23 protein-coding genes are annotated in these 24,615 nt (G+C 73.8%); 11 read left to right on the forward strand and 12 right to left on the reverse strand.

Going from position 1 to position 24,615, the window contains the following annotated elements; genetic code table 11:
* Nucleotides 1-9 precede the first annotated feature (9 nt).
* Nucleotides 10-993, reverse strand: a complete 984-nt coding sequence (locus ACSUPV_RS19615; RefSeq protein WP_436949916.1) for a cytochrome c oxidase assembly protein — start codon at nt 991-993, stop codon at nt 10-12.
* Between the two features lie 177 nt (nt 994-1,170).
* Between ACSUPV_RS19615 and ACSUPV_RS19620 the strand changes: the two genes are divergently transcribed.
* Nucleotides 1,171-1,734 carry a tellurite resistance TerB family protein gene (locus ACSUPV_RS19620; protein WP_031118046.1) on the forward strand — a complete coding sequence of 188 codons (564 nt, stop codon included), beginning with the start codon at nt 1,171-1,173 and terminating at the stop codon, nt 1,732-1,734.
* Between the two features lie 24 nt (nt 1,735-1,758).
* On the opposite strand, the gene ACSUPV_RS19625 is transcribed toward ACSUPV_RS19620, so the two are convergent.
* Together ACSUPV_RS19625 and ACSUPV_RS19630 are read right to left on the reverse strand one after the other, a co-directional pair.
* Nucleotides 1,759-2,631, reverse strand: a complete 873-nt coding sequence (locus ACSUPV_RS19625; protein ID WP_436947965.1) for a serine hydrolase — start codon at nt 2,629-2,631, stop codon at nt 1,759-1,761.
* Nucleotides 2,628-3,578, reverse strand: coding sequence for a LysR substrate-binding domain-containing protein (locus tag ACSUPV_RS19630; protein ID WP_436947967.1), 951 nt, complete (start codon nt 3,576-3,578; stop codon nt 2,628-2,630). Before ACSUPV_RS19630 ends, ACSUPV_RS19625 begins: the two co-directional genes overlap by 4 nt.
* Nucleotides 3,579-3,692: 114 nt before the next feature.
* Between ACSUPV_RS19630 and ACSUPV_RS19635 the strand changes: the two genes are divergently transcribed.
* The 4 genes from ACSUPV_RS19635 (at nt 3,693) to ACSUPV_RS19650 (ending at nt 7,430) form a co-directional block, all read left to right on the forward strand.
* The gene (locus ACSUPV_RS19635) at nt 3,693-5,333 is read left to right on the forward strand and encodes a penicillin-binding transpeptidase domain-containing protein (RefSeq protein WP_436947969.1); all 1,641 of its coding nucleotides are present in this window, start codon (nt 3,693-3,695) and stop codon (nt 5,331-5,333) included.
* Nucleotides 5,334-5,415: 82 nt separating this feature from the next.
* The gene (gene bla / locus ACSUPV_RS19640; RefSeq protein ID WP_436947971.1) at nt 5,416-6,360 is read left to right on the forward strand and encodes a class A beta-lactamase; all 945 of its coding nucleotides are present in this window, start codon (nt 5,416-5,418) and stop codon (nt 6,358-6,360) included.
* Nucleotides 6,361-6,388: 28 nt separating this feature from the next.
* Entirely contained in the window at nt 6,389-6,751 is a 363-nt protein-coding gene (locus ACSUPV_RS19645; protein ID WP_031118052.1) for a DUF952 domain-containing protein, read from the forward strand.
* A 4-nt stretch (nt 6,752-6,755) separates the two neighbouring features.
* Entirely contained in the window at nt 6,756-7,430 is a 675-nt protein-coding gene (locus ACSUPV_RS19650) for a DUF4328 domain-containing protein (RefSeq protein ID WP_031118053.1), read from the forward strand.
* Here ACSUPV_RS19650 and ACSUPV_RS19655 read toward each other — a convergent pair.
* From ACSUPV_RS19655 to ACSUPV_RS19675, 5 genes are all read right to left on the reverse strand, one after another.
* Complete coding sequence (locus ACSUPV_RS19655; protein WP_382617020.1) at nt 7,424-8,308, reverse strand: putative RNA methyltransferase; 885 nt, start codon at nt 8,306-8,308, stop codon at nt 7,424-7,426. The two genes, ACSUPV_RS19650 and ACSUPV_RS19655, sit on opposite strands and share 7 nt — an antisense overlap.
* Nucleotides 8,309-8,539: 231 nt before the next feature.
* Complete coding sequence (locus ACSUPV_RS19660; RefSeq protein ID WP_436947973.1) at nt 8,540-10,102, reverse strand: carbohydrate-binding protein; 1,563 nt, start codon at nt 10,100-10,102, stop codon at nt 8,540-8,542.
* A gap of 237 nt (nt 10,103-10,339) precedes the next feature.
* Nucleotides 10,340-12,241: a glycine-rich protein gene (locus ACSUPV_RS19665; RefSeq protein WP_436947975.1), complete on the reverse strand. Its 1,902-nt coding sequence runs from the start codon at nt 12,239-12,241 to the stop codon at nt 10,340-10,342.
* 73 nt (nt 12,242-12,314) lie between these two features.
* Nucleotides 12,315-13,631: a serine hydrolase domain-containing protein gene (locus tag ACSUPV_RS19670; protein ID WP_436947977.1), complete on the reverse strand. Its 1,317-nt coding sequence runs from the start codon at nt 13,629-13,631 to the stop codon at nt 12,315-12,317.
* A 287-nt stretch (nt 13,632-13,918) separates the two neighbouring features.
* Nucleotides 13,919-15,700, reverse strand: coding sequence for an ABC transporter ATP-binding protein (locus ACSUPV_RS19675; protein WP_436947979.1), 1,782 nt, complete (start codon nt 15,698-15,700; stop codon nt 13,919-13,921).
* Between the two features lie 75 nt (nt 15,701-15,775).
* On the opposite strand from ACSUPV_RS19675, the gene ACSUPV_RS19680 reads away from it, so the two are divergent.
* The 3 genes from ACSUPV_RS19680 to ACSUPV_RS19690 all read left to right on the forward strand — a co-directional run bounded on the left by ACSUPV_RS19680 (nt 15,776) and on the right by ACSUPV_RS19690 (nt 18,494).
* The gene (locus ACSUPV_RS19680; protein WP_031118060.1) at nt 15,776-16,351 is read left to right on the forward strand and encodes a TetR/AcrR family transcriptional regulator; all 576 of its coding nucleotides are present in this window, start codon (nt 15,776-15,778) and stop codon (nt 16,349-16,351) included.
* A 168-nt stretch (nt 16,352-16,519) separates the two neighbouring features.
* The gene (locus ACSUPV_RS19685) at nt 16,520-17,917 is read left to right on the forward strand and encodes a glycoside hydrolase family 43 protein (protein ID WP_436947980.1); all 1,398 of its coding nucleotides are present in this window, start codon (nt 16,520-16,522) and stop codon (nt 17,915-17,917) included.
* 214 nt (nt 17,918-18,131) lie between these two features.
* A complete protein-coding gene (locus tag ACSUPV_RS19690; protein WP_359790968.1) occupies nt 18,132-18,494 on the forward strand; it encodes a DUF1304 domain-containing protein in 363 nt (120 codons plus the stop codon).
* Here ACSUPV_RS19690 and ACSUPV_RS19695 read toward each other — a convergent pair whose 3' ends face one another.
* Nucleotides 18,495-18,908 (reverse strand): DUF5994 family protein, encoded by a 414-nt coding sequence (locus tag ACSUPV_RS19695; protein WP_037762582.1) that lies wholly within the window; start codon nt 18,906-18,908, stop codon nt 18,495-18,497. It lies immediately after the preceding gene.
* A 196-nt stretch (nt 18,909-19,104) separates the two neighbouring features.
* Nucleotides 19,105-19,956 (reverse strand): hypothetical protein, encoded by an 852-nt coding sequence (locus tag ACSUPV_RS19700; RefSeq protein ID WP_037762584.1) that lies wholly within the window; start codon nt 19,954-19,956, stop codon nt 19,105-19,107.
* Nucleotides 19,957-20,083: 127 nt separating this feature from the next.
* On the opposite strand from ACSUPV_RS19700, the gene ACSUPV_RS19705 reads away from it, so the two are divergent.
* Nucleotides 20,084-20,458 (forward strand): DUF6479 family protein, encoded by a 375-nt coding sequence (locus tag ACSUPV_RS19705; RefSeq protein ID WP_037762589.1) that lies wholly within the window; start codon nt 20,084-20,086, stop codon nt 20,456-20,458.
* 38 nt (nt 20,459-20,496) lie between these two features.
* Nucleotides 20,497-20,982 carry an FxLYD domain-containing protein gene (locus tag ACSUPV_RS19710; protein WP_037762592.1) on the forward strand — a complete coding sequence of 162 codons (486 nt, stop codon included), beginning with the start codon at nt 20,497-20,499 and terminating at the stop codon, nt 20,980-20,982.
* A 248-nt stretch (nt 20,983-21,230) separates the two neighbouring features.
* Here the strand turns inward: ACSUPV_RS19710 and ACSUPV_RS19715 are convergent, their stop codons facing one another.
* Together ACSUPV_RS19715 and ACSUPV_RS19720 are read right to left on the reverse strand one after the other, a co-directional pair.
* Entirely contained in the window at nt 21,231-21,452 is a 222-nt protein-coding gene (locus ACSUPV_RS19715) for a hypothetical protein (protein WP_359790962.1), read from the reverse strand.
* Between the two features lie 179 nt (nt 21,453-21,631).
* The gene (locus tag ACSUPV_RS19720) at nt 21,632-23,293 is read right to left on the reverse strand and encodes a glycoside hydrolase family 13 protein (protein ID WP_436947984.1); all 1,662 of its coding nucleotides are present in this window, start codon (nt 23,291-23,293) and stop codon (nt 21,632-21,634) included.
* A 309-nt stretch (nt 23,294-23,602) separates the two neighbouring features.
* Between ACSUPV_RS19720 and ACSUPV_RS19725 the strand changes: the two genes are divergently transcribed.
* A complete protein-coding gene (locus tag ACSUPV_RS19725) occupies nt 23,603-24,544 on the forward strand; it encodes an LAETG motif-containing sortase-dependent surface protein (protein WP_436947986.1) in 942 nt (313 codons plus the stop codon).
* The last annotated feature ends 71 nt before the right edge of the window (nt 24,545-24,615 follow it).

The raw sequence follows: 24,615 nt of genomic DNA on the forward strand, positions 1-24,615 counted from the left end.
GGGCCCGGCTCAGCCGCCCGTCCCCTGCCGCCGCACCCGTTCCGCCACCTCGCCCGCCTCGGTCTCCCACCACGGCCGGACCAGTTCGGGAGCCCCTGCCGCGCCGGCCGGGCGGGCGGCCGGTACGAGTTCGCCGTCCAGCCGGGCGTCCAGTACGGCGGTCTGGGCGCGCTCGGCCCGCACCCACTGGGCGAGGACCGTCAACAGGAACGGCAGCGCGACCAGTTCGGAGACGCCCAGCATGGCGCCGCCGCCGATCTGCTGGTCGTGGTGGACGTCGGGGGACCAGGGCGGCGCGTGGTGCAGGTACCACGCGCCCGCGATCAGCGTGCCGTGCGTCATGACCACCAGCCCCGGGAGCGCGTCGACCACGCCGTCCACGAAGACCAGGGCCGCCCGCACGGGGTGGGTGCACCAGGCGGGCAGGGCCTGCTCGCGGGTGAGCACCGGGAGGACGAAGAGGCAGCCCGCCGCCAGCAGGTGCAGGTACATCAGCTCGTGCAGCCAGCCCACGCGCAGGGCGGTGGCGAAGTACGGAGTGAGGTAGACGGACAGCTCCGTGGCCAGTACCAGGACGGTACTGACCAGCGGGAACGTCACTACCCGGACCAGGCGGCCGGTCAGTGCCCGCCGCACCCGCCGCGCCCCGCGCCCGGGCAGCGCCTCGACCGCGAGCCGCAGCGGGTCGCCGAGGGCGAGGCCCAGCGGCGCGAGCAGGTCGAGCGCGACGTTCTGCACGGCGGCGGGCCAGAACAGCTCGTGGTCGTAGACGGCCAGGCCGGACATCGTGGCCACGACGACGGTCCCCAGCCCGAGCACCACGAAGGCGGCGAGGCGTCCGAGCGGCCAGGTCCCGCCCCGCCCGCGCACCCGCGCGACGCCCCACACGTAGAGCCCGCCCAGCACCACGACCAGCACCAGCGCGGGGACGTCCCACCGCCACGATCCCAGCAGCCGCCCGACGGTCGGCTCCGGCAGATGTCCGCCCACGATGTTCCTCGCCTCTTCCCTGTCGGCCTGTCGGCCAGGGCGGACGGTAGCCGCGGAAGGTCAATTCAGGGTGAGAAGGACTCGTTTTGCGGAACCTTTGCCCGTGGGCCGGGCGTTGGACGGGTGTGCGCGCGTGAGCGAGTGCGCCAGTTGATGCTGACGAATACCGAGGTGGCGGCAATGGCAGTGTGGGACCGGCTCAAGGACCAGGCCAAGGCTCTCCAGCAGGGTCAGGCCGGGCGAGGCGCGACGCCCGGCGGGCACAGTGGCGGACACGGCGGCGGGACGAGGTCCGGCGGCGGGAGCAAGGCCCAGCTGGTCGGCCTGCTGAAGACGCAGCTCGGCTCGCTGAAGAACGAGTTGAAGAGCGGTGCCTACCGGGACGCGAGCATGGCGGTGTGCGCCCTGGTCGCGGCGGCCGACGGGACGGTGGATCCGGCCGAGCGCCAGCAGGTCGAGTCGATGATCCTGAGCAACGACGTCCTGCAGAACTTCCCGCCGGAGCAGCTGCGCCAGCGCTTCAACAAGCACGTGGACCAGCTCACGCACAACTTCCAGCACGGCAAGGCCGAGGCGATGCAGGAGATCGCCAAGGCCGCCAAGAAGCCGACCGAGGCCCGGGCGGTGATCCAGACCGGCATGGTCATCGCCGGTGCCGACGGCCACTTCTCCCAGGCCGAGGCGATGGTCCTGCGCGAGGCCTGCGCGGCGCTGGGGGTGAATCCCGCCGAGTTCCAGCTCTGAGCGAGCGGCGGGCCGCGCGGTGCCTCAGGGAGCGCGCAGGGCGTCCACGGCCAGGCGGGCCGCCGTGCCGATGACGGCGTCGGCGGCGGGCAGCAGCGCGGAGGTCCGGGCGGTGCGCGTGAAGACGGCGACGGCGTAGCGGCCCCCGTCGGGGTACTCGACGACGCCGACCTCGTTGCGCACGGTCGGCAGGCTGCCGGTCTTGCCCGCGACGTGCACGTCGTCGAAGGGGAAGCCGGAGGCCATGCGGTGCGGCCACACCTGGAGCCCCAGGAGGCGGCGGACGGCCGCGCCGTGCTCGGGCGGGCACGCCTCGTCGCGCCAGACGGCGGCGAGCAGCCGGGTCATGTCGCGCGGGGTGCTGCGGTTGGTGCGGGCCGGGTCGAGCGCGCGGAGCCGGGTGACGACGTGCGGGTCGGCGAGCGCCCCGGCACCACCGGGCCCGGCGTCCTCCTTGATGGTGGCGAGGAGTTCGCCGAAGGTGTGGACGGCGCGGGTGCGGGTGAGCCCGAGCCGGGCCGTGGTGCGGTTGACGGCATCGAGACCGACGCGCCCCAGCAGCAGGTCGGCGGCGGCATTGTCGCTGACGGCCATCATCAGGTACGCGAGGTCCCGCAGGGACAGCCGGGCGCCGTCGAGCATGGCGGCGAGCCCCGTCGGTCCGGTGGTGCGGCCCTCCGGCGGGCAGTCCACCTGCTCGGTGAGGTCCAGGGTCCCCGCCGCGGCCTGCTCGTGCAGCGCGACGAGCAGACACAGCTTGTGGACGCTGGCGGTGCACACCGGCTGGTCCGCACCGGCGTCGAGCTGCGCGCCGGTGTCGATGTCGACGGCGTGCAGCCGGCCGGTGACCCCGGCGTCGGCGAAGGCCGCGTGGATGCGGGCGAGGGCGTCGGTCACAGCCAGTACTCCGAGGCCGGGCGCAGATGGAGCGGGCGGGAGGGCAGGTCGGGGGTCGCGCCGGCGGTGGTGCGCAGCGCGTGCGTCGCGGCCCCGGCGAAGGCGGCCACGGCGGGGTCACCGCGCCCCTCGGGCCAGGCGACGGAGTGCCGCAGGGCGAGCGGCGCCCCGGTGAGGGGTCGCCAGACGACGCTGGAGTCCGGGCCCTGGCCGGGGTCCTCCGCCCCGTCGCCGTGCGCGTCACGCGGGCCGAAGGCCACCGCCCGCGCCGACAGCACCAGTCCGCGGACGAAGCTGGCGCCCTGGGCGTGGCGGACGGCGGGCGGGGTGTAGCCGTTGCGGGCGCAGGTGGTCAGCAGGTCGTCGTAGACGGCGGGGGCGGCGGGGCGCGGGAAGAGGATCAGGTCGTGGCCGGTGAGGGAGGCGAGCGGGACCGAGGGCAGCCCGGCCGGCGCCGCGTCGCCCGGCAGCAGCACGCCCAGTTCGCGCCGCAGCACCGGGCCGAGCTCCAGGCCGGAGACGTCGCAGGGGTGGTGGATCAGCCCGACGTCCAGCTCGTGCGCGGCGAAAGCGGCCAGTTGCTGGGCGGTGGACAGCTCGTGCAGTTCCAGTTCCAGGCCGGCGGCGCCCTCGGTGAAGCCCGCCAGCAGCGCGGCGACCGTCCGGCCGGACAGGTCCGGGGGCAGCGCGGCCCGCAGCAGGCCGGTCTCGCCGTCGCGGATGCGGCGCGCGGTGGCCATCAGCGCCTCGGAGCGGGCCAGCACCTCCCGCGCCTCGGCCAGCAGCAGCGACCCGGCCTCGGTGATGGTCACCTGACGGCTCGTGCGCTCGAAGAGGCGGACGCCCAGGTGCCTCTCCAGGCGCTGGATGCGCTGCGAGAGGGGCGGCTGGGCCATGCCCAGGCGAGCCGCGGCACGGCCGAAGTGTGACTCTTCTGCAACAGCCACGAAGCACTCCAGGTGCCGCACCAGGTCCACGAGCAGCGATCATATCGACTGGATATTGATCCGACACCGATACCGGTCTTGGACAGGATGCCGAGCCGCTGCTGTCCTCGGTGCATGGACACTCATGCCGACCACACGGGCGTCACCACCGGCACAGCGCGACCGCGCCGCAGGGCCCCGCGGGCCGTCGTCGCCGGGGCGGTGGTGCTCGCCGCCGTCGCGGGCGGGGCGTACGCGGCCGGACTCGGGCCCTTCGCGCGGGACACCGGGCCCGACCCCGCCGCGGGGAAGCAGGCCCGTGCCTTCCTCGCCGACTGGGCCGCCGGCCGCATGCCGAGCGCGGCGGGCCGTACGACCAACCCGGATACGGCCGAGCGCGTGCTGGACAGCTTCACCGCCGGACTCGACATCGACGGGCCCAGGCTCACGGCCGGGTCCCCGGCCGAGGCCGAGGACGGCACGATCACCGTCCCGTTCACCGCCAGGATGCCCGTCACCGGCCTCGGCACGTGGACGTACCGGTCCGAGCTGCCGCTGCGCGAGCAGGGCGACGGCTCCTGGAAGGTGGACTGGACACTGTCCCTCGTCCACCCGCGTCTCAGCGACACCGAGAAGTTCCGCCTGGAACGGGAGGAGACGAAGCCCCCCGAGGTCATCGACCGGCAGGGGACGACCATGACCGGCGACGCGTACCCCTCCCTCGCGCCCCTCATGACCCGGCTCGGCGGAGGCGACAGCACCGGCTCGGGCGCGCGCGGCGCCATCCGCCTGGTCGACCGGGCCACCGGGAAGGTGGAGCGCACGGAGGCCACGTTCGGCGCGCGGACCGTCCGGGACGACGGCCCCGTGCGCACGACCCTCGACGCCGACTGGCAGGCCGCCGCCGAGAAGGCCCTCGCCGCCCACGCCGACGGCAGGAACGCCGCGCTCGTCGCCCTGCGCGTCGACGACGGCGAGATCCTGGCCGTCGCCAACTCCCCGTCCTCCGGCTTCAACCGCGCCCTCTCCGGCACCTACGCGCCCGGCTCCACCTGGAAGGTCGTCACCAGCAGCGCCCTGCTGCTCAAGGACGCCGTCGCGCCGGACGACGTCGTGGACTGCCCCAAGTACCTCACGGTGGGCAAGCGGTTCCAGAACGTGGAGCTGTCCGAGCATCCGGGCGCCACCTTCCGCAAGGACTTCACCGAGTCGTGCAACACCGCCTTCATCAGCCTGCGCGACCGGCTCGACGACGGGGAGCTGGGCGACGTGGCCCGCACCTACTTCGGCGTGGGCCAGGAGTGGCACATCGGGGCTCCCTCGTACGACGGCGCGGTGCCGGTGCCGAAGGACGAGACGGAGAAGGCCGCCTCGATGATCGGGCAGGGCCGCGTGCAGGCCAACCCGCTGATCATGGCGTCCGTCACCGCGACAGCCGTCTCCGGCACCTTCCACCAGCCCTCGCTCACCGACGGCACCGAGGACACGACCGAGACGACACCGCTGCCGAAGGACGTCGTCACGCGGCTGCGCGAGATGCTGCGGGCCACCGTCACCGACGGCACCGCGAAGATCCTCGCCGACCTGCCCGGCGAGATCGGCGCCAAGACCGGCACCGCCGAGGTGTCCGACGAGCAGGACAACAACGGCTGGCTCGTCGCCCACCGCGGCAACGTCGCCGTCGCCTGCGTCGTCGAGGAGGGCGTCACCGGCGGCGGCTCCGCCGGGCCGGTCGTGCGCGGCCTGCTGGCCGCCGTGCCCGGCGACCCCGAGTGACGGCGAGCGAGACCGCAGCGACAACCCCGCTGAAACCGCAGTGGAAACCGCGGTGAAAACCGCAGTGAATGGAGCACCCCGCATGTCCGCCGACCGGTCCGCCTCCACCCGCCGCGCCTTCCTGGCCGCCGCGACCCTGCTCCCCCTCGCCGCCTGCGGCACGGACGACCCGCCCGCCGACCGCGCCGGGCGGTCCGCCCCGGCCACCCGGTCCGCCCCGGCGCCGAGCCGCCCGCCGGTACACCGCCCCCGGCTGGCGGACCTGGAGCGCGCGTACGGCGCCCGGATCGGGGTGCACGCCCTCGCGACCGGCACGGGCGCCACGGTCGTGCACCGCGCCGACGAGCGCTTCGCGTTCTGCTCGACCTTCAAGGCCCTGGCCGCCGCGGCGGTCCTGCACCACCGCTCCCCGCACGACATCGACCGGCGCGTCACCTACACCCGCGCCGACCTGCGCTCCACCACCCCGATCACCGGCAGGCACCTCGCGACCGGCATGACCCTCCGCCAACTCTGCGACGCCGCCGTCCGCTTCAGCGACGGCGCGGCCGGCAACCTGCTGATGCGCGACATCGGCGGCCCCGCGGCACTCACCGCCTACCTGCGCCGGCTCGGCGACGACGTCAGCCGCATGGACCACTACGAGCCCGAACTGCACGACGTCCCGCCGGACGACCCCAGCGACACCACCACCCCGCGGGCGATCGCCACCGACTTCCACCGGCTCCTGCTGGGCACCGCCCTCCCGGCCCGCGACCGCGCGCTGCTCATGGACTGGCTCTCCCGCAACGCCACCGCCGTCGGCGCCCGCCGCATCCGGGCCGGACTCCCCCGGGGCTGGAAGGTCGCCGACAAGACCGGCACGGGCGACTACGGCCGGGCCAACGACATCGCGGTCGTCCACCCGCCCCGCGCCGAGCCGCTCGTCCTGGCCGTGATGACCGACCGCCCCGGCCGCGACGCCGAGCCGTCGGACGCCGTGATCGCCGAGGCGACCCGGCGGACCGTCGCCGCCCTGGGCCTGTGACACCGGACCGGGGTCTATAACGGGGGCCATGATCTATCACGTCGTACCGCAGACCGACTGGAACACCGCCCCCGACCGGCCCTACGCCCCCGCCTCCCTCGCAGAGGAGGGCTTCGTGCACTGCTCCCCCGACGAGGCGACCACGCTGGCCGTCGTCAACGCCTTCTACCGGGACGCGCCCAGGCCACTGCTGGTCCTCGCCCTCGACGAGGCGCGGCTCACCGCGCGGGTGGAGTGGGAGGCGGCGGCCCCCGCCCCGCCGCCCGGCGTCGGCGGCGACACCCTGTTCCCGCACGTCTTCGGCCCCCTCGACCGGGACGCGGTCGACCACGTCCTGGAGGTGCGGTGGGACGGGGCGGGCCGGGCTTCGGACCTGAGTACGACAGGATGACCGGGTGACCGATCAGGAAACCCCTCCCGCCGCTCCCGCTCCCGCCCTGCGCCCGATCGGCGGCGCGGCCCGCTGTGCCGTCGTGGGCCTCGGGCTCGCCTCGCTCGCCTGGGCGGCCCGGGCGGTGTGGCACGTCCGGCTCGCCCGCGCCGGGCAGCCGGCGTCGGGACCGCCGGACCAGGGCGGCGGAGTGCACCGCCCCCTGACCGCGCTGGAGGACTCCTACCACCTGGTCGCGTCCCTGGGCAGCGCCGTCACGGCCGTGTGCGCGGTCGCGTTCCTGCTCTGGCTGGACCGCGTGCGGGACAACGCCCGGGCCCTGTCGGGCACGGAACCGCGCTACGGGTACCACTGGCTCTTCCTGGGCTGGATCGTGCCCGTCGGGAACCTCTGGATACCCCGAGGCATCGTCGCGGACGTCCACCGGTCGGTCTTCCCCGACCGGCGGCTGCCGTCCGTCGTGAACTGGTGGTGGGGCCTGTGGCTGGCCGGCCTGGCCGGCGGCGTGGGACTCGTCTACTCCGACTCCCACGACGAGGTCATCGCCCGCGCCTACACCGGCGTCCTGCCCCTGCTCGCCGCCGACCTGGTGATCATCGCCGCGGCGGTGGCCGCCGCCCTCATGGTCCGTACGCTCACGGCGGCGCAACAGGGGCACATCGCCCGCAGGGGCTACTGACCGGTCCGGCGGGGCCGGTGCACCGACACGAGGAACGAGGCGGTCACCCGCACCGGTGTCCCCGACCCGGCGACCCGGTGCCGCAGTTCCTCGGTGTCGAGGTGGTGCGCGGTGGGGGTCATGGCCACCAGGCCGGTGACGTCCTCGGCCGTGAGGGTCATGGCGTACTCCAGCGGCTCCGGGCGGCCGGGCCGGAAGCCGGCCGACAGGGTGCGGCGCAGGCGTTCCTCCTTCCTGGCGTCGACCGCCAGCAGCCCGAGCGGCTCGTGCAGTTCGCGCAGGTGCCGGCGGGTGGGCGTGACGACGAGCAGGGCGCCGTCCGGGCGCAGGACGCGGTGGAACTCCGGGCCGTTGCGGGGTGCGAAGACGTTGAGCAGGAGGTGGGCGCAGCCGGTGCGGACGGGCCACGGCCGCCAGACGTCCCAGCCGGCGGCCTCCGCGCGGGGATGGGCGCGGGCGGTGGCGCGCAGGGCGGCGGCGGAGGTGTCCAGGCCGACGCCCAGGGCGCCGGGGAGGGCGTCCAGGACGGCGGCCAGGTAGTGGCCGGTGCCCGCGCCGGCGTCCAGCACGGTGGCGTCGGGCGGGGCCAGTTCGGTGGCGAGGTCCGCGAGGGTGCGGGCGAGCGGGTCGTAGTGCCCGGCGCGGAGGAAGGCGGCGCGGCAGCGGACCATGTCGGCGGAGTCGGCGCTCGTCGCCCGCGACCGGCCGGTCAGCAGGCTGACGTAGCCGTGGCGGGCGAGGTCGAAGGTGTGCCGGCCGGGGCAGCGCAGGGCGCCGTCGGCGCGTTCGAGGCCGGCTCCGCACAGGGGGCAGGTCAGGATCGTCAGCAGCCGGTCGGACGGGCGGCGTCGGCCGGTGCCCGTGGGCAGGGGTGGCATGGGTGCTCCTCGGAGCGCGGCGCGGCGCGACGGGGCGCGGGGCCGCGCGGGCGGTGGACGGTGAGTCGTCGGCGCCCGCGTCCGGCCGCGGCGCCCTCGGCGGGGCGTCGGTGGCGGCCGGTTGCGGACACGCCGAGGACGGCGACGTGAGCGGTCCACGTCGCCGTCCTCACCGCCGCGTCAGAGGAAGGAGTGCGGCAGGGCGTTGTGTGCCGGAGCCATGCGTCCAGGCTACTGGGCGCCGCCGAACGTCACCACGAGCCGCCCGTCCGAGGCGAAGGACCAGCGCAGGGCACCGGCGTAGGAGGAGCAGCGGGAGCCGTTCGTGCCGGACCAGAACTGGTTCGAGCCGTCGGAGTCGCCGATGATCCGGTCGTTGGAGCCGCTGTCGCACGAGGTGTTGGTGCGGAACACCGACGTGCTGCCGGAGTCGAAGTTGAAGTTGCGCTGCTCGTTGCCGACGCCGACGTTGTCCGAGATCTGCATCGTGCCGGTGTTGCGGTTGTAGGTGAAGCCGTGCTTGCCGTTGCCGTAGGCGATGTTGCGGCGCACGACGTGGGGGACGGCGATGTCCTCGCCGCCGAGCTTGTAGCCGTTGCGGTCGCCGTTGCCGGCCTGGGAGCCGTCGCTGAGGGTGCCGTTGCCGAAGGCGAGGGAGTCCTCGATGGTCACCGCGCCGATGGGGCCGGTGTCGGACTTGGTGTACAGGTCGTAGCCGTCGTCGATGTTGTGGTGGGCGACGGTGTGGCGGAAGACGTTGCCGGGGCCGACGGTGAGCTTCGGGGCGAAGCCGTCGGCGTCCTCGCCGTCGGAGTCGGCGTTGTCGTGCGATTCCGCGCTGAGGATGAGGTTGTTGGACGGCCACTGGTCCTTCGGCGTGCTGGAGAGCGCGCGCGAGAGCTGGAGCCCGGAGTCGCGGTTGAAGCGGGTCACCGTGCGCTCGATGACGTTGTTGCTGCCGCTGAGGAAGATGCCGTTGTCGCCGGCCCGTTCGACGACGATGCCCTTGACGTGCCAGTACGAGGCGTTGACGGCGAGGCCTCGGTTGGCCGGGTCCTCGCTCTGGGCGGAGAAGTTCAGCACGGGTGTCTCGCCGGGGTGGGCGAACAGTTCCGTGCGGTCGCCCGCCGTGCCGTTCCTGCCCGCCGGGATGGTGACGGTCTGGGAGTGGCGGTACGTGCCGCCGCGCAGGTAGATGGTGCCGCCGGCGGAGATGCGGCTGATCGCGGAGGTGAGGGTCGTCGGGGCGGACTGGGTGCCGGCGGCGCCGTCGGTGCCGTTCGGCGCGACGTACAGGACCGGGCCGGTGGGCTGCGGTTCACTGCCGCCCGTCTCGACGTCGACGTAGTCGACGTTGGGCAGGCCGGCGGAGGTGGTCGGGCCGAGGCGGACGGTGTTGGCGCCCGCCCGCACCGGCACGGTGAGCGTCTTGGTGGCCCAGGTGCTCCACGCGCCGGTGCCCTCGAAGGAGGCCGTGCCGGCCGTCGTGCCGTTCACGGTGATGTTCGCGGGCCGTGCGGTGGTCGTGCCGTTGGCGAAGCGGATGTGCAGCGTCGCCGTGCCGGCGGCGGACGCGTTCACCGTGAACTGGGCGTAGCCGCCGGTGCCGTTGTCGCCGTTGCAGAAGCCGCTGCCGGAGAACCCGGCCCAGTCCGAGTCGATGGTGCCCGTGCAGACCGACGGCGAGGCCTCGGCCTCGTACCGGGTGGTCGCCGCCTGGGCCGGGGGGCCGGACACCGCGACGAGGGTGCCGGCCAGCAGGCCGGCGGACGCGATCACTGGTCTCAGTTGCATCGTTCGTCTCATCGTTCGTCTCCAAGAGGTGGGGTGCCGAACGGGGGCAAGCGCTTTCTGGCCGCAACGTAAGAGCCTGCCGTGGACGCGTCAATAGACCCGTACATGATTTCAATTCATGAACATGAACCCGAGGGACGGGAATCAGCCACCCGGAACGCCGACTGCCCGCACCCGGCGAACCGGGTGCGGGCAGTGAGATGACGCTACGTCAGGCGCGGTCGCGCCGGTGGAGCATCAGCCGTTGTCGCGCGAGCGGAGCCGCAGACGCGGACCGAACCGGAAGGCCGCGAAGCCCACCGCGGCCAGACCCGCCGCCGCCGCGAGCAGCAGGCCGATGCCGCCGGCGCCCGTGGAGGCGAGGCTGCCGGAGTCGAGGTTCGTCGACGTGCCGCCCGTGCTGGAGCCGCCGGTGCCGCCGGTCGTGCCGGAGGTGTCCGCGCCGGCGCTGGGCGAGGGGCTCGGGGTCGCCGAGGGGCTCGGGGAGCCGGAGGGGTCCGGGCTCGGGTCGCCGGAGCCGTCACCGGCGACGACCTCGACGGCGAACTGGGCCATGGCGTCGCCGACCGACGCGGCGACGGTGTAGGTGCCCGTGCCCTCGCCGGCGGTCAGGGCCGGCGCCGTGGCCTCGCCCTGCTCGTCGGTCTTCACGCGGACGACCTGCTCGCCGCCCTCGAAGCGGGGCGCGTCCTCGCTGTCGTCCTCGACACGGAACTCGACCTCCGTGCCGGCTGGTGCCGCGGCACCGGACTTGACCACCTTGGCCGTCAGTGCCTCGGCGAAGTCCTCGCCCTGTTCGGCCCGCTGGTCGTCACCGCCCGCCACGGACACGACGTAGGCCGACTTCTTCACCGTCACGGTGAAGAGCGTCGACACGCCGTCGACCTCCGCGCGGATGGCGAACTCGCCCTCCCGGGAGCTGCCGCCCGACTCGATCAGCGGGGACTGGGCACGGCCCCGCGCGTCGGTCGGCACGGCCAGCTTCGTGGTGTCGGCACCGCCCTTGAGGTAGAAGTAGGCGCCCAGCTTGTCCGGGTCCTCGATGGTGAAGGTGACGGAGGCGTTCTCGACCGGGTTGCCCGCCTTGTCCCGCGCCACCACGGCCACCGGGTCGGCGCCGCCGCCCGGCTGTGTGGTCTGGTCGGCGCCGGAGACCTGGACCAGCTCCGCGATCGCCGGGGTCTTCCACTGGAAGACGACGCGGCCGTGGCCGGAGCGGTCGGTGTTGACGCCGCCCTCGCCGATACCGCCGCGCACCGGCTCGCCGGAGCCCTGCCAGAACGGGTCGTCCTTCGCGGGGGGCACCGTGCGCTGGCCGCTGAGCAGTCGGGCGCCGGTCACCCGGTCCGGGTCGACGTAGCTGCTGCCGCCCCCGCCGCTGCCGACGGTACCCCGCTCCTCGTCGGCACCGCCGCCACCGCCGCCGCCCGCGTAGCCGGCGCCGCCGCCCCCGCCTTCGCCGCCGGAACCGGAGCCGCCCGCACCGCCCTTGCCGCCGCCGGACGCGTCGGCGCCCGAGGAGCCGTTGCCGCCGCCCGCGCCGCCGTTGGCACCGGCCGCGCCCTTGCCGCCGCGCTCGGACTCGGTGTCGTCCTGGCCGCGCTCACCGCCACCGGGGCCGCCCTGGCCGGTCTCGCCGTAGCCGTACCCACCGCCGCCGCCACCGGCGGCGATGAGCAGCGGCGTGCCGTTGCTCGTGCGGACGCCGCTGCTGTTGCCGCCGACGGCGGCGTTCGGGCCGCCGCCCTTGCCGCCGAGCGCGTCACCGAAGCCCTGCACGCCGACCGCGACCGACAGCCGCTCCCCGGGCGTGACGCCGAGCGAGCCCGCGGTGTAGCCGCCCGCGCCGCCGTTGGCGTGGGGGTTGCTCTCGCCGCCCTGGCCCCAGGCCCGCACGTCCAGCGCCGTGACGCCGGCCGGGACCTGGAACTCCTCGCGGGCACCGGTCGGATCGAAGAGCCGGCACCCGGAGAAGCCCGCCGTCGGCGTGCAGGTCTTCCCGGCGAGCACCTCGCTGCCGGCGGCCGTGGCGGCCGGCGCGCCCGACAGAGCCGTGCCGGCCGTCAGGGCCACGAAGGCCAGCGCGGCCGCGCCGCGCCGGAAGCCGGCGCGGCGCGGCACAACGGAATCGTGATGCATCAAGGAAACTCCCCAACTCGTCACAAGCTCCCCCCCTGGGAGCCAGACATCGCTCGATCAGAATCGAACAAGACTAGGGAGACACCTGATCAAACTTGAGGCTGCTGGTCAACTGAGAATGGTCGATTCCGGGCAGCAGTTCGGACAGCGCGCCCCGGGCGTCCCGCGTCGCGGGAGCGGCCGTGCCGGTGTCCGGGCAGAGGGCGCGGACGGCGTGCCGGCTCAGGGCGTCGTCGATCGGGTGCGGCAGCGGGCGGCCGTTCTCGTCGAGGCTCTGGTACTTCATCAGGTTCTGCGCGAAGGCGACCTGGCGCTTGCCGTCCTGGCTGGTCAGGGCGAACGTGCCGGCGCCGAACACCGCGCCGTTGTGGCCCCAGAAGCGGCCGCAGCCGCGCAGCTCCACCGTGTAGATGCCGAGGCCGTACTCCATGCCGCCCACGCGGACCGTGCGCATCATCTCGCCGAGGGCGGCCTCGCCGACCAGCTTCCCGCCGAGCAGGGCGCGGTAGAAGCGGTTCACGTCGTCCATGGTGGAGACGACCGCGCCCGCCGAGCGGATCCAGGACATGTCGTAGACGCTGTAGTCGCGGGGCGGGTCGATCAGGCCGTACAGCGCCTCGTACATGCGCGGGTGCGGGCCCTTGAGGTACGGCGTGCGCGGCAGGTAGGTGTGGCGCAGCCCGGCCCGGTCGATGACGTGGCGGGTGACGTACGCGTCGGCGTCCTGGCCGGTGACCTTCTCCAACAGCAGCCCGGCGATGACGTAGTTGGTGTTGGAGTACGTCCCGGGCACCTCGCCGGGGCGGCCGGTGGCGGGGGCGGCGAGGCCCAGCCGGACCAGTTCCTCGGGCGGGATGGAGCGGAAGCGCTCCTCGTCGAGGCTGGCCGGCGAGTTCTGCAGGAGGGAGGGGAAGGCGGGTATCACGTGGTCGCCGATCCCGCTGGTGTGGTTGAGCAGCATCCGGACGGTGATCTCCCGGCCGCGCTCGCCGGGTATCAGGTCGGGGAGGTAGTCGGCGACGGGCGCGTCGAGCCGGATCCGGCCGCGCTCGGCCTGCTGGAGCACGGCCACGGCGGTGAAGGTCTTGCTGATGCTGCCCACCCGCTGCCGCATGCCCGGGGTGACGGGGCGCCCGGTGGCCACGTCGGCCAGCCCGGAGGCGCCCGTCCACCGCTCGCGGCCGTCCCGCACGGCGGAGAAGACGCCGTACAGGCCCGCCTCGTGCGCGGCGTCCAGCGACTCCTGGAGCGCGGCCTCGTCCAGGGAGCCGCGTCCTAAGGACGTGGACGGTGGTGCGGACGGTGCGGCCTGGGCGGGCGCGGTCAGTACGGCGGTGGTCGTCAGCAGCGTGGTGCCCAGGACGGTGCCGAGAAGCCGGGCGATGCGCAACGGCCTTCCCCTTCCTTGGTGTTCGAGTACGCCGGTGTTCGAGTACGTCGGAGCTCCAGTACGTCCGAGCTCCAGTACGTCGGAGCTCGAGTACGTCGGATCGCGCGTACTTCTTGTTCGAAAGGTCGGGGATCATCGTCGTGGGGAGCGGGCGGGCGCCACATCCCCCCAGGGGGTGATCGAAAACCGGCCGTGCGTCGGCTGGATCGTGGTCAACGCCCTCCGGACGCGGCCGACTTCACCCCCGGCCCGGCGGTCGCTCACCGGCCACCCGCCGCCCGGCCCCGTCACACCGACTGCGGGTCCGCGGCAATGCGCAGGGCCTCCACCAGCTCGCGGTACAGCGCGTCCGTGGCGAGGAGTTCCGCGTGGCTGCCCCGGGCGCGGACGCGGCCCGCCTCCATCACCACGATGGTGTCCGCGTCGATCACGGTCGACAGCCGGTGCGCGATCGTGACGACGGCGCCGCCGGCCGCGCGGGCCCGGACACACTCCTGGACGGCGGCCTCGGTCAGCCCGTCCAGCTGGGCCGTCGCCTCGTCCAGGAGCAGCACGTCCGGCGTGCGCAGCAGGGCCCGGGCCAGGGCGATGCGCTGTCGCTCGCCGCCCGAGACCGCCGCGCCGGACAGGGGCGTGTCGAGTCCCTCGTCCAGGGCGTCGATCTTCTCGGCCAGCCGTACCTCGCGCAGGACCCTTCGCAGCTCCGCGTCCGTCGCGTCGGGGCGGGCCAGCAGCAGGTTGTCGCGGATCGTGCCGGGCACGACCGGGGTGTCCTGCTCGACGTAGGCCAGGCGGGTGCGGATCTCGTCGTGGGTGTGCTCGCGGTAGGGGCGGCCGTCCAGCAGCAGTTCGCCGCCGGTCGGCTCCAGGAAGCGCAGCACCAGCGAGAACAGGGTCGTCTTGCCCGCCCCCGAGGGCCCGACGATCGCGGTGTGCCCGCGCCGGGGGATCGCGAGGCCGACGCCGCGCACCGCCGGTTCGGCGTCGGGGCCGTAGGCCGCGGTGACGTCGCGCAGCTCCAGCACCGGGATGTCGTCCGCCGGGGCGGCCGGGCGCGCCGGCACCGGCACGCGGGCGTCGTCGTCCGTCTCCGACTCCAGGTCGTCCGTCTCCCGGATCCGCTCCGCCGCGGCGATGCCTGACTGGAGCGCGGTGACGTTCTGGCTGAGTTCGCTGATCGGGTCCATCAGGCCGAACGCGTAGAGCAGGAATGCGATGAGGCCGGAGACCTCCAGGGTCCCTTCGGCGACCCGCCAGGCGCCGACGCCCAGCACCAGGATGATCGCCAGCTGGATGCCGGCCAGCGCGATCGTCCAGGCGAGGGCCTCGCGGCGGACCGCGCGGACGCCGTGCTCGGCGGAGGTGCGGGCGTCGGCCACGATGCGCTCGGCCGTGCGGTCCTCGGCGCGGCCGGCCTTGACCGTCCGGATCGCGCGCAGCGCGCCCTCCAGATTGCCGCCGAGCCGCCCGAGGTGGTCCTGGGCGCGCTGCTGCGCGGTCGCGATCCCGGGCATCAGGACGGCGAACAGCACGCCGACCACCAGCACGGCCGCCGCGACGGTGCCCAGCAGCACCAGGTCGAGGACCGCCATGAGGGCCAGGGTCCCGACGAGCATGACCACGGCGTTGATCAGGCCGACCGGGGCGCCGGTGGCGGCCTGGTGCAGCAGGACCGTGTCGGAGGTGACGCGGGTGACGAGTTCACCGGGCGGGCGCCGGGTGACGGCGGTGACGGTGGCCCGCAGGAAGCACCGCACCATGGACTCGCGGGCCCGCAGCACCACGCGCTCCCCGAGGGCGCCGATCAGCGTCCACTGCCAGTAGGTGACGGCACTGCCGACGACCAGCAGGAACAGCAGGGCCAGCAGCGGCCCCCGCAGCGACGCGGATCCGCCGAGCGCGTCCAGCACTCCCTTCGTGACCATGGGCGTGGCCAGCCCCATCCCGGACCCGACCAGGGCGAGGACGAGCGCGAGCGCCAGGGCGCCTTTGTGCGGCCGGGCGAACGACCAGAGGATGCGCAGCCGCGGGACGGACACCGTGCGAGACGTGCCTTTCGGAACAGTCATGCCGCCGAATGGAACACCACTGTTCCATAACGGTCAAGGGATTTTCGTCATGGAGGAGCGCGCTACCGTATGCGCATGGGTGAGGACCGGAGCGTCGCGGCCGAGAGCGGAACACGGGCACGCACACGGCGCGCGATCGTCGACGCCGCCGTCGCCCTGCTGGCCGGCGACCCGACCGCGTCGCTCGGCGACGTCGCGGCGGCGGCGGGCGTGGGGCGTACGACCGTCCACCGGTACTTCCCCGAGCGGTCCGACCTGCTGGCGGCCATCGGCGCCGACGTCCTGGAGAAGGTCGCGGCGGCCACCGAGCGGGCCCGTCTGGACGACGGCCCGGCCGCCAAGGCCCTGGAGCGGCTCTGCCAGGAGTACTTCGAGCTCGGCGACGGCCTCACGCTGATGTTCGAGACGCCGCAGCTGACGAACTGGTCCGGCTGGGACGAGGAGACCGAGGCCGACCGGCGCTTCCTGGACACGGTCCGCCGCGGCCACGCGGAGGGCAGCATCGACCGCGAGCTGGACGAGGAGTGGGTCCGCAACCTGGTGTGGGCGCTGCTCTACTCGGCCTGGGAGCAGGCCCGCACCACCGGCACGTCCAAGCACTCCGCCCTGGCCCTGTGCCTGCACACCCTGCGCAAGGCTCTCGCGCCGTAGGGCCTTCGGCGAGCGGGAGTTCGCGTCCGGGTCATTGACGCCGTGCGGTCGACGGCCCTACGGTCTGGCCGAATTGCCGAACCACGTTCGGTATTTCAAACGGCGATTTCGCATGCCCTGCCCCCGCACCGCTTCGCTCCGTACCCCCCGACGGAAGGCCGAGCCGCCATGACCTCCCCCCGCAGACCCTCCCGCCGCCACGTCCTCGGCATGGCCGCGACCCTGCCGCTCGCACTCACCACCGACCTGGCCCTGGGCGCCGGCGCGGCCGGAGCGGCGACCGGACCGGCGTACGTGATGGGCTACTTCACCGAGTCGACCAACCTCGGCGCCGGCACCGCCTACGGCCTGCACCTCGCCGTCAGCCTCGACGGCCTGGAGTGGACCCCCCTCAACCAGAACAACCCGGTGGTCACCCCCACCCAGGGCGCGGGCGGCCTGCGCGACCCGTTCATCCTGCGCAAGCAGGACGGCACCTTCGCCGTACTGGCCACCGACCTCAAGGGCACCGACTGGAACCGCAACAGCCAGTACATCCACGTCTGGGACTCGGCCGACCTGCGCTCCCTCACCGGCTACCGGCTGCTGAAGCTGCACGACATGGCCACCCACAGCTGGGCCCCGGAGGCCTTCTGGGACGCCTCGCGCGGGCAGTACGGGATCGTCTACTCGTCCGTGAACTCCAGCGGCCACAACGTGCTGATGGTCAACTACACGACCGACTTCCGCACGGTCTCCACGCCCCAGGTCTTCTTCGACCCGGGCTACGACGTGATCGACGGCAGCTTCGCCCTCGGCGTCGGCGGCACGCACTACATGTACTTCAAGGACAGCTCCAAGCAGACCCTGGTCGGCGCCCGCTCCGCCACCCTCGCCCCGGGCAGCTGGCAGGTCTTCAGCACCCCGGTCGCCCACGGCGGCACCGAGGCGCCGATCCTCGTGCGGTCGCACTCCACCGGCACCTGGTACCTCTGGGGTGACACGTACACGCCGAACGGCGTCTTCTACGCCTGGCAGACCACCGACCTCGCCTCCGGCACCTGGACACCGGTCGACCAGCGCCGCTACACGCAACCCCTGAACTCCAAGCACGGCAGCATCGCCCCGCTCACGGGCACGCAGTACGACAACCTCCTCGCCCACTGGGGAGCCCCGGCCTGGAACCGGCTGAAGTCGTACAACCACCCCGACCGCTACGTCCGCCACGCCGGTTTCGCGGGCCGGATCGACCCCTACCCCCTCGCCCCGTACACCGACTCCCAGTGGAAGCTCGTCCCGGGCCTCGCCGACGCCTCCGGGGTGTCCTTCCAGTCGGTCAACTACCCGGACCGCTACCTGCGGCACTACGGCTACGCCCTGCGGCTGGACGCCCCGGACGGGACGTCCGCGTTCGCCCAGGACGCCACGTTCCACAAGGTCCCCGGGCTGGCCGACTCCTCCTGGACGTCGTTCCGCTCGCACAACTACCCGGACCGGTACCTCCGCCACTCCGGTTACGCCCTGCGCATCGACCCCGTCGCCACCGCCACCGACCGCGCGGACGCGACGTTCCGGATCGGCTACTGACCCGCCGCACCGGCAGGCGGGAAGGCCGGACCGGGCTCCCGAGCGGCACACGCGGGGACGCGACGGCCCGTGCCCGGCCTTCCACTGCCCGCAATCTCCCATCCGGCACCCCGCGCCGCCTCCCGGGACGGCCCGAACGAGGAAGGCCGAACGAAGACGGCGGGGCGAGGAGGGCGGGACGGGGACGGCAGGCCGGGGCTGCGATGATGCGCGCATGTCGACCCTCGCCACGCTCGCGGTGCTGGCCCTCGCCGCGCTCCACGCCTACATCCTGGTGCTGGAGATGTTCCTGTGGACCACGCCCCGGGCCCGCGCCGCCTTCGGCACCACCGCCGAGTTCGCCACCGACACCAAGGCCCTGGCCGCCAACCAGGGCCTCTACAACGGCTTCCTCGCCGCCGGACTGGTGTGGGGCGCGGTGGCGTCCGACCCGGTGGGCTTCCAGGTCTCGGTGTTCTTCCTGGTGTGCGTGGCGATCGCGGGGGTGTACGGCGCCGCCACGGCCAGCCGGAAGATCCTCTTCGTCCAGACGGTCCCGGCGCTGGTCGCGCTCGCCCTGGTGCTGATCGCGCGGTAGTCAGGCGCCCTGCTCGACGGCCCGTGCCATGAGACGGCCGGCTTCCGCCTCCGCCGTGCCGGGCGGGACCACCAGCAGGTCCCAGCGGCCGCGGCCGGGGGCGAGCAGGCAGACCGTGTGCGGGGCGGTCGGCGAGTCCTTCCGGCCCACGTGGACGGCCTGCCCGGCGACGAGCATCCGCTCCGGGCAGGACGGCCAGACGTCCCCGTTGACCAGGACGCTGCTGATCCGGCCCCAGGCCCGGGGCAGCACGCCGAGCAGCCCGGGCAGTTCCGTGGTCAGGTCGTAGGAACGGGGCCACCACGCCCCGTCGATCCGGCGTGCCGTGCGGCCCTGGCGCGGCTGGGCCGCGAGCCGGAGCCGCACCTCGGAGGGTGCGGGGTGGGGCGGCGGCGGTGTGGAGGCGGACGTCATCGGGGGGCTCCTGCTGCGGACGGGGTGCGTGGCCAGGAGGTGGCGGAGCCGCGAGCCCGGTGTGCGGAGGCAGGGGGTTCGTCGAGCGCCGAGGGCGGGACCGGTTCGGCCACCGGTTGCGACATACCCGCGGTTCCTCCACGGTACCCCGCGGGGCGGCGCGGAGGCCGGGGCCGTCCGCGCCGCCCGGTGCCGGTCAGAGGCCGTAGCGGCTCTTCAGGTGGCGCCAGAAGTCACGCAGCATCCATGTGTCGAACTCGGTGATCTGCGTGGCACTGCCCGCCTTCATCAGGAAGCAGCACTGGCCGGTGGGCGTCCAGTCGTAGAAGTCGTCGAGGCCGAAGGTGTGGCCGACCTCGTGCAGGTAGATGTGGATGTTCTCCTGGTTCAGGGCGCCGGTGAAGTACTCCTGGCCCATGCGCTGGCCCCAGTCACCGCCCGCACCGCCCTGGAAGCCCTTGGTGAGCCACAGCGACTGATCGTAGTGGCGGGCGGCGCCGCCCGGGCACTTCGAGTAGTTGCCGTCCTGGTGGAAGAAGCGCCCGCAGTCCGGGGCGCACTGCGGGGCGCCGCCGCCGTCGAGGATGCCGGTGTAGATGTCGACGGAGTTGTCGGTCCACTGCAGGGTGGAGCGGTTCTTCACGGCCCAGCCGACGATGTTGACGGGGACGGTGGTGTACGGCCAGGCGTTGTGCCCCTTGCCGTTCTCCACCATGGCCGCCATCCACTTGCCGAACTGCTTCTTCAGCGCCGCGTGGATCCGGTCGCGCAGGGCGGCGCTGACCGGGGCGTCGGACTCCCAGCGGACGCAGTAGTTGACGCTGCCCCGGTTGGCCATGACCTGGTCCCAGCCGTAGTTGCGGAAGCCGTACAGGTTCCCGTAGGTCGACTCGACGTGGTTCCACACCTCGTTCAGGGGCTGGGCGAGGTGCGCGGGCGGGTTCCACTCGTCGGCGGCCTGGGCCCGGCCGGACGCCATGCCGGGCGTGGCGAACGCGGCCGCCAGCACGGCGAGCACGGTGAGCAACCGCGCGAGGTGTCTGCGCATGGTGATCTCCCTGGTGTGGGGGAAGGGGGCTCACCGTCTGGTCGTCACCGGCGCCGCACGGGTTGCCCGGCTTTTGTCACCGGGCATTCCGGGCGCTTTATGGCAATCCGTCGGCGATAATCGGAGCATGACTACGGCAACGTACGAAGTGCTGGCGGCGTCGTCAGATCATGCGGTCGCCGTGACCATCGCCTTCATCGGCGGGCTGATCGTGGCCTGCGCGCTGATCTGGGCCGTGCGCGTCGGGATGCGCGTCATGGACAAGGACACCCACCACCCCGACCCCGCCGAGCAGCCGCACCTGCCGGACACGGGACCGGTCCGCGAGACGCGGGAGATGCGGGAGCCGGACGAGATGCCGGTCGTGCCGCGCGACGGCGAGCGGCTGCTGCCGCACGAGCTGCACCACGCGAGCACCAGGACCGGCAAGGACCAGAAACCGCGGCGCTGGCTGCCCGGATCCAGCGGGTCCTTCGGCGGCGGCGGCCTCGGACACACGTGATGCCCTAGGGGGTGTCCGCGGCTTCCCAGGGAGGCGACATGGCTGCCCGCCACCGGACGCGCCGGGCGACGGCAGGGGCGGTGGTGGCGTTCGCCCTGGCCGCCGTGGTCGCGGGCTGCGGCGGCGACAGCCCCGCGGAGACGACCCGCAGGGCGGAGTCGGCGGTCGAGTCGCTCGCCTCGCGGGCCTCCGAGGCGGTGGAGTCGGCGACGGCGGAGGCCGAGCGCCGGCTCGACGACATCAAGGACGGCATCGACGTGAAGGACGACGTGCGGCTCGGCACCGTCACGGTCGGCTCCGACGGCCGGGCCCGGGTCGAGGTCACCGTCGCCAACACCGGCGACGCGACCCGCTCCTTCGCGGTCCAGGTCGACTTCACCGACACCGACGGCGGACTGCTCGACACGGTCGTCGTCACCGTCGACGACGTCCCCGCCGGTGAGTCGAGCACGGTCACCGCGCGCGGCACGCACGACCTGTCCGGGGAGGTCCGGGCGGAGGTGGCGCGGGCGCTGCGCTACTGACCCGCGGCGGCCTCGGTGGCCACGGAGATGTCGATCTGCTCGCTCATGGCGCTCACCCCGTTGAGGGTGGCCCGGGGTGCACGTCCGGGTGCCGTCGGGGGCGGCGGCGGTCGCGCAGGCCTCGTGCTCGCCCTTGTCCCGGACGGTGACCCGGGCGCCCGGGTGCGCCGTGCCGGCGATCTCCGGCCGGGTCTCCAGCGGCACCCCGGACAGCGGGCGGAGCAGCGTCGGCGCGGCCAGGCCCACGGTCACGGCACACCGGCCGACGGCCCGCCGCAGGCCCCGCGCGTCGGTGACCAGCAGGTCGCAGTCGCGCAGCCCGCGCCCTCGACGACGCCCTCCCGGCCGGGCGCGATGGTCGCGGCACCCCACAGGACGCCGTCCCGGGCCTGCGCGGGCGTCCCCGCCCATGCGAGCACCCCCGCGACGACGGCCCCCGCCACCGCTGCTGACCTGCTGGACCTGTTCATGGCGGGCGAGGCTCCCTGTCCGATACAGCCTGTCGAGGACACTCCGCCGACGATCCTCGCGGCCGTCGGGGCGGACGGCACCCGTTGCTCACCCACGCGGGTGGACCCGCGCCCCCGAAGGGGCGCGGGGAACCACGCGACCAGCCACGGCAGCGGCGCCCCTCATCTCCGGCGGACCGCTACCTCCCCAGCCACACCGTCGTGTCCGGCCCGAGCAGGCCGTCCTCCAGCGGCGCGCTGCTCAGCAGCACCTCACCGGCCGGCAGCGGCACCGGCGCACCGGACAGGTTCGTCACGCAGCGCCAGCCCTCGCCGCGGTCGAACCGCAGGACACCGTCCGGGGCGTCCGCCGCCCAGGTCAGCTCCTCACCGTCGAGCAGCTTGCGGCGCAGCCGCAGTGCCGTGCGGTACAGCTCCAGCGTCGAACCCTCCACGCCGTCCTGCGCCTCGACGGCGTACGCGGCGAAGCCGGGCGGCTGGGGCAGCCAGGCGCCGCCGGGCCCGAAGCCGTACGACGGTCCGGTCGTGGTCCACGGCAGCGGCACCCGGCAGCCGTCACGGCCCTTGCGGACGTGGCCCGTCTGCTCCCAGATCGGGTCCTGGAGGACCTCGGTGGGCAGGTCCGCGACCTCGGGCAGGCCGAGTTCCTCGCCCTGGTAGACGTAGGCCGAGCCGGGCAGCGCCAGCATCAGCAGGGTGGCGGCCCGGGCCCGGCGCAGCCCGGCCGCCGCGTCGACGGCCGGGGCGCGGCCGCCGGAGAGCAGCCAGGCGTTGAGGTCGGTGTCCGGCGGGAGCATCAGCCGGGAGGCGTGCCGGATCACGTCGTGGTTGGAGAGCACCCAGGTGGCCGAGGCGCCGGCCGCCCGGGCGGTGGCGAGCGAGTCGGTGATGACCTGCCTCAGCTCGTCCGCGTCCCAGCCGGCCTCCAGGTACTCGAAGTTGAAGGCCTGCCCCAGTTCGTCGGGACGGGCGTACAACGCGCGCCGCGCCCCGGGCACCCACGCCTCGGCGACCGCCATGCGGGGCGGGCGGTAGGCGTCGAGGATCTTGCGCCAGTCGCGGTAGATCTCGTGCACGTCCTCGCGGTCGTAGAAGGGGTGCGTGCCGGGCGGCATCGAGGTGAGTGCCTCCTCGCGGCTCAGCTCGGGCGCGCCGAGGTCGCGCAGCGGTTCGCTCAGGTCCTTGACCAGGGCGTGCGCGACGTCGACGCGGAAGCCGTCGACCCCGCGGTCGGACCAGAAGCGCAGGGTGGTGCGGTAGTCCGCGCGGACCTCCTGGTTCTCCCAGTTGAGGTCGGGCTGTTCGGGCGCGAACAGGTGCAGGTACCACTGCCCGTCGGGCACCCGCTTCCAGGCGCTGCCGCCGAAGACGGACTGCCAGTCCGTGGGCGGGAGTTCGCCGTGCTCGCCGCGGCCGTCCCGGAAGACGTACCGGTCGCGGGCGGCCGATCCGGGGCCGGCGCGCAGGGCCTCCTGGAACCAGACGTGCTGGTGCGAGGAGTGGTTGGGCACGATGTCGACGATGACCTTCAGGCCGAGGCGGTGGGCCTCGGCGACCAGGGCGTCGAAGTCGTCGAGCGTGCCGAGGCGTGGGTCGACGCCGCGCGGGTCGGCGACGTCGTAGCCGCCGTCGGCGAGCTCGGACGGGTAGAAGGGGCTCAGCCACAGGGCGTCCACGCCCAGGGCGGCGAGGTGGGTGAGGCGGCGGGTGATGCCGCGCAGGTCACCGAGGCCGTCCCCGTCGGCGTCGGCGAAGCTGCGGGGATAGATCTGGTAGACGACGGCCTGGCGCCACCAGTCGGGATCCCGGGACGACAGGTCAAGGGTGGAGCGATCGGTCACGCGGTCTCCTCTGCAGGGCATACGAGCGACAGCATTAAATCTGTCCAGAATGCCGGAAAGAGGAACCATCACACCGATCGGAGTCATCCGTTCCTGCTGTGATGAAAGTGTGATGAGGGAGCAACTCCCTTTGCATACTCGCAGGTTGACAGCCTGATGCGGCGCGGACACCATGGGGGCGCACCGAGGCGCATATGACCAATGAGCCCAGTGTTTCTCAGACCACTCACCCCCGGTATGGCCGGCGGCCGCATGCTGCCCTGCTGCCGTCCCCGGGTTCCGGCACACGCCAAGAAACGGGATACCCCTATGTCCATAGCGAGACGTGTCACCGCGCGCCGCCTGCTGGGGACGGGCGCCGCGGCCCTCGCCCTCTGCGCCGCCTCCGCCACCACCGCCTTCGCCACCGGTACCCCCGGCGGTGACGGCTGGTCGTCCGGCGGCAGCTACCAGCCCGGCACGGGCGCGGGCACGGAGACGGGGACCGACCGCTGCCAGTTCTCGCTCGACGGCGTGAACTTCTTCGACTCGGTGAAGGTCGACGACCAGAACCTGAAGCCGACCGAGGACGGCAAGGTCCACATCAAGGTCCGCACCGCCGGTGACGCGGCCACCTGCACGGCCTCCCTCGCCTCCTACCTGGCGCACGGCGCGACCTTCGCGACCTCCGGCGAGCAGGTCTTCGTCGACTTCGACACGGTGACGGTCAAGCCGGGCGGCACCGACTCGCTCGACATCGCCATCCCGGACAAGGGCTGCTTCGGGCAGATCGACCTCTACCGGGGCGCGGTGAAGTTCGACGGCGAGCTCGACGCGAAGGACGGCTTCGAGCACGGCGAGCTGCCCAAGGGCCCGGACCGCCCGGTCATCAAGGACAAGCTGATCGCGGCCTGGAACGGCGGCACGAAGGACTGCACGACCCCGCCGCCCGCCGAGGAGGAGCCGCCGGCCTCCACGCCGCCCGCGAGCCCCTCCGAGCCGGCCGAGGAGACGACCCCGCCGGCGTCCCCGTCCGAGCCGGCCGAGCCCTCGACGCCGCCGTCCTCCGACACGGACACGCCCACCCCGACCGCCTCCGAGTCGAGCACGCCCCCGGCGCCCACGCCGAACGGCGGTGGCGGCGACCTCGCCGAGACCGGCGCCAACAGCAGCACCGGCCCGATCGCCGCGGGCGCGGCGGTGCTGCTTGCGGGCGGCGCGGCCCTCCTCGTCGCGACCCGCCGCCGCGCGGCGAAGCGCAACGCCGCCTAGTCACCGGTGATCGTGCCGCCCGGCGGGTCCCTGTGGGACACCGTCAGGGCGGCACGACTCCGCGCGCGGGC

This window comes from Streptomyces sp. SudanB52_2052, from assembly GCF_964272415.1.
Lineage (GTDB): Bacteria > Actinomycetota > Actinomycetes > Streptomycetales > Streptomycetaceae > Streptomyces > Streptomyces olindensis.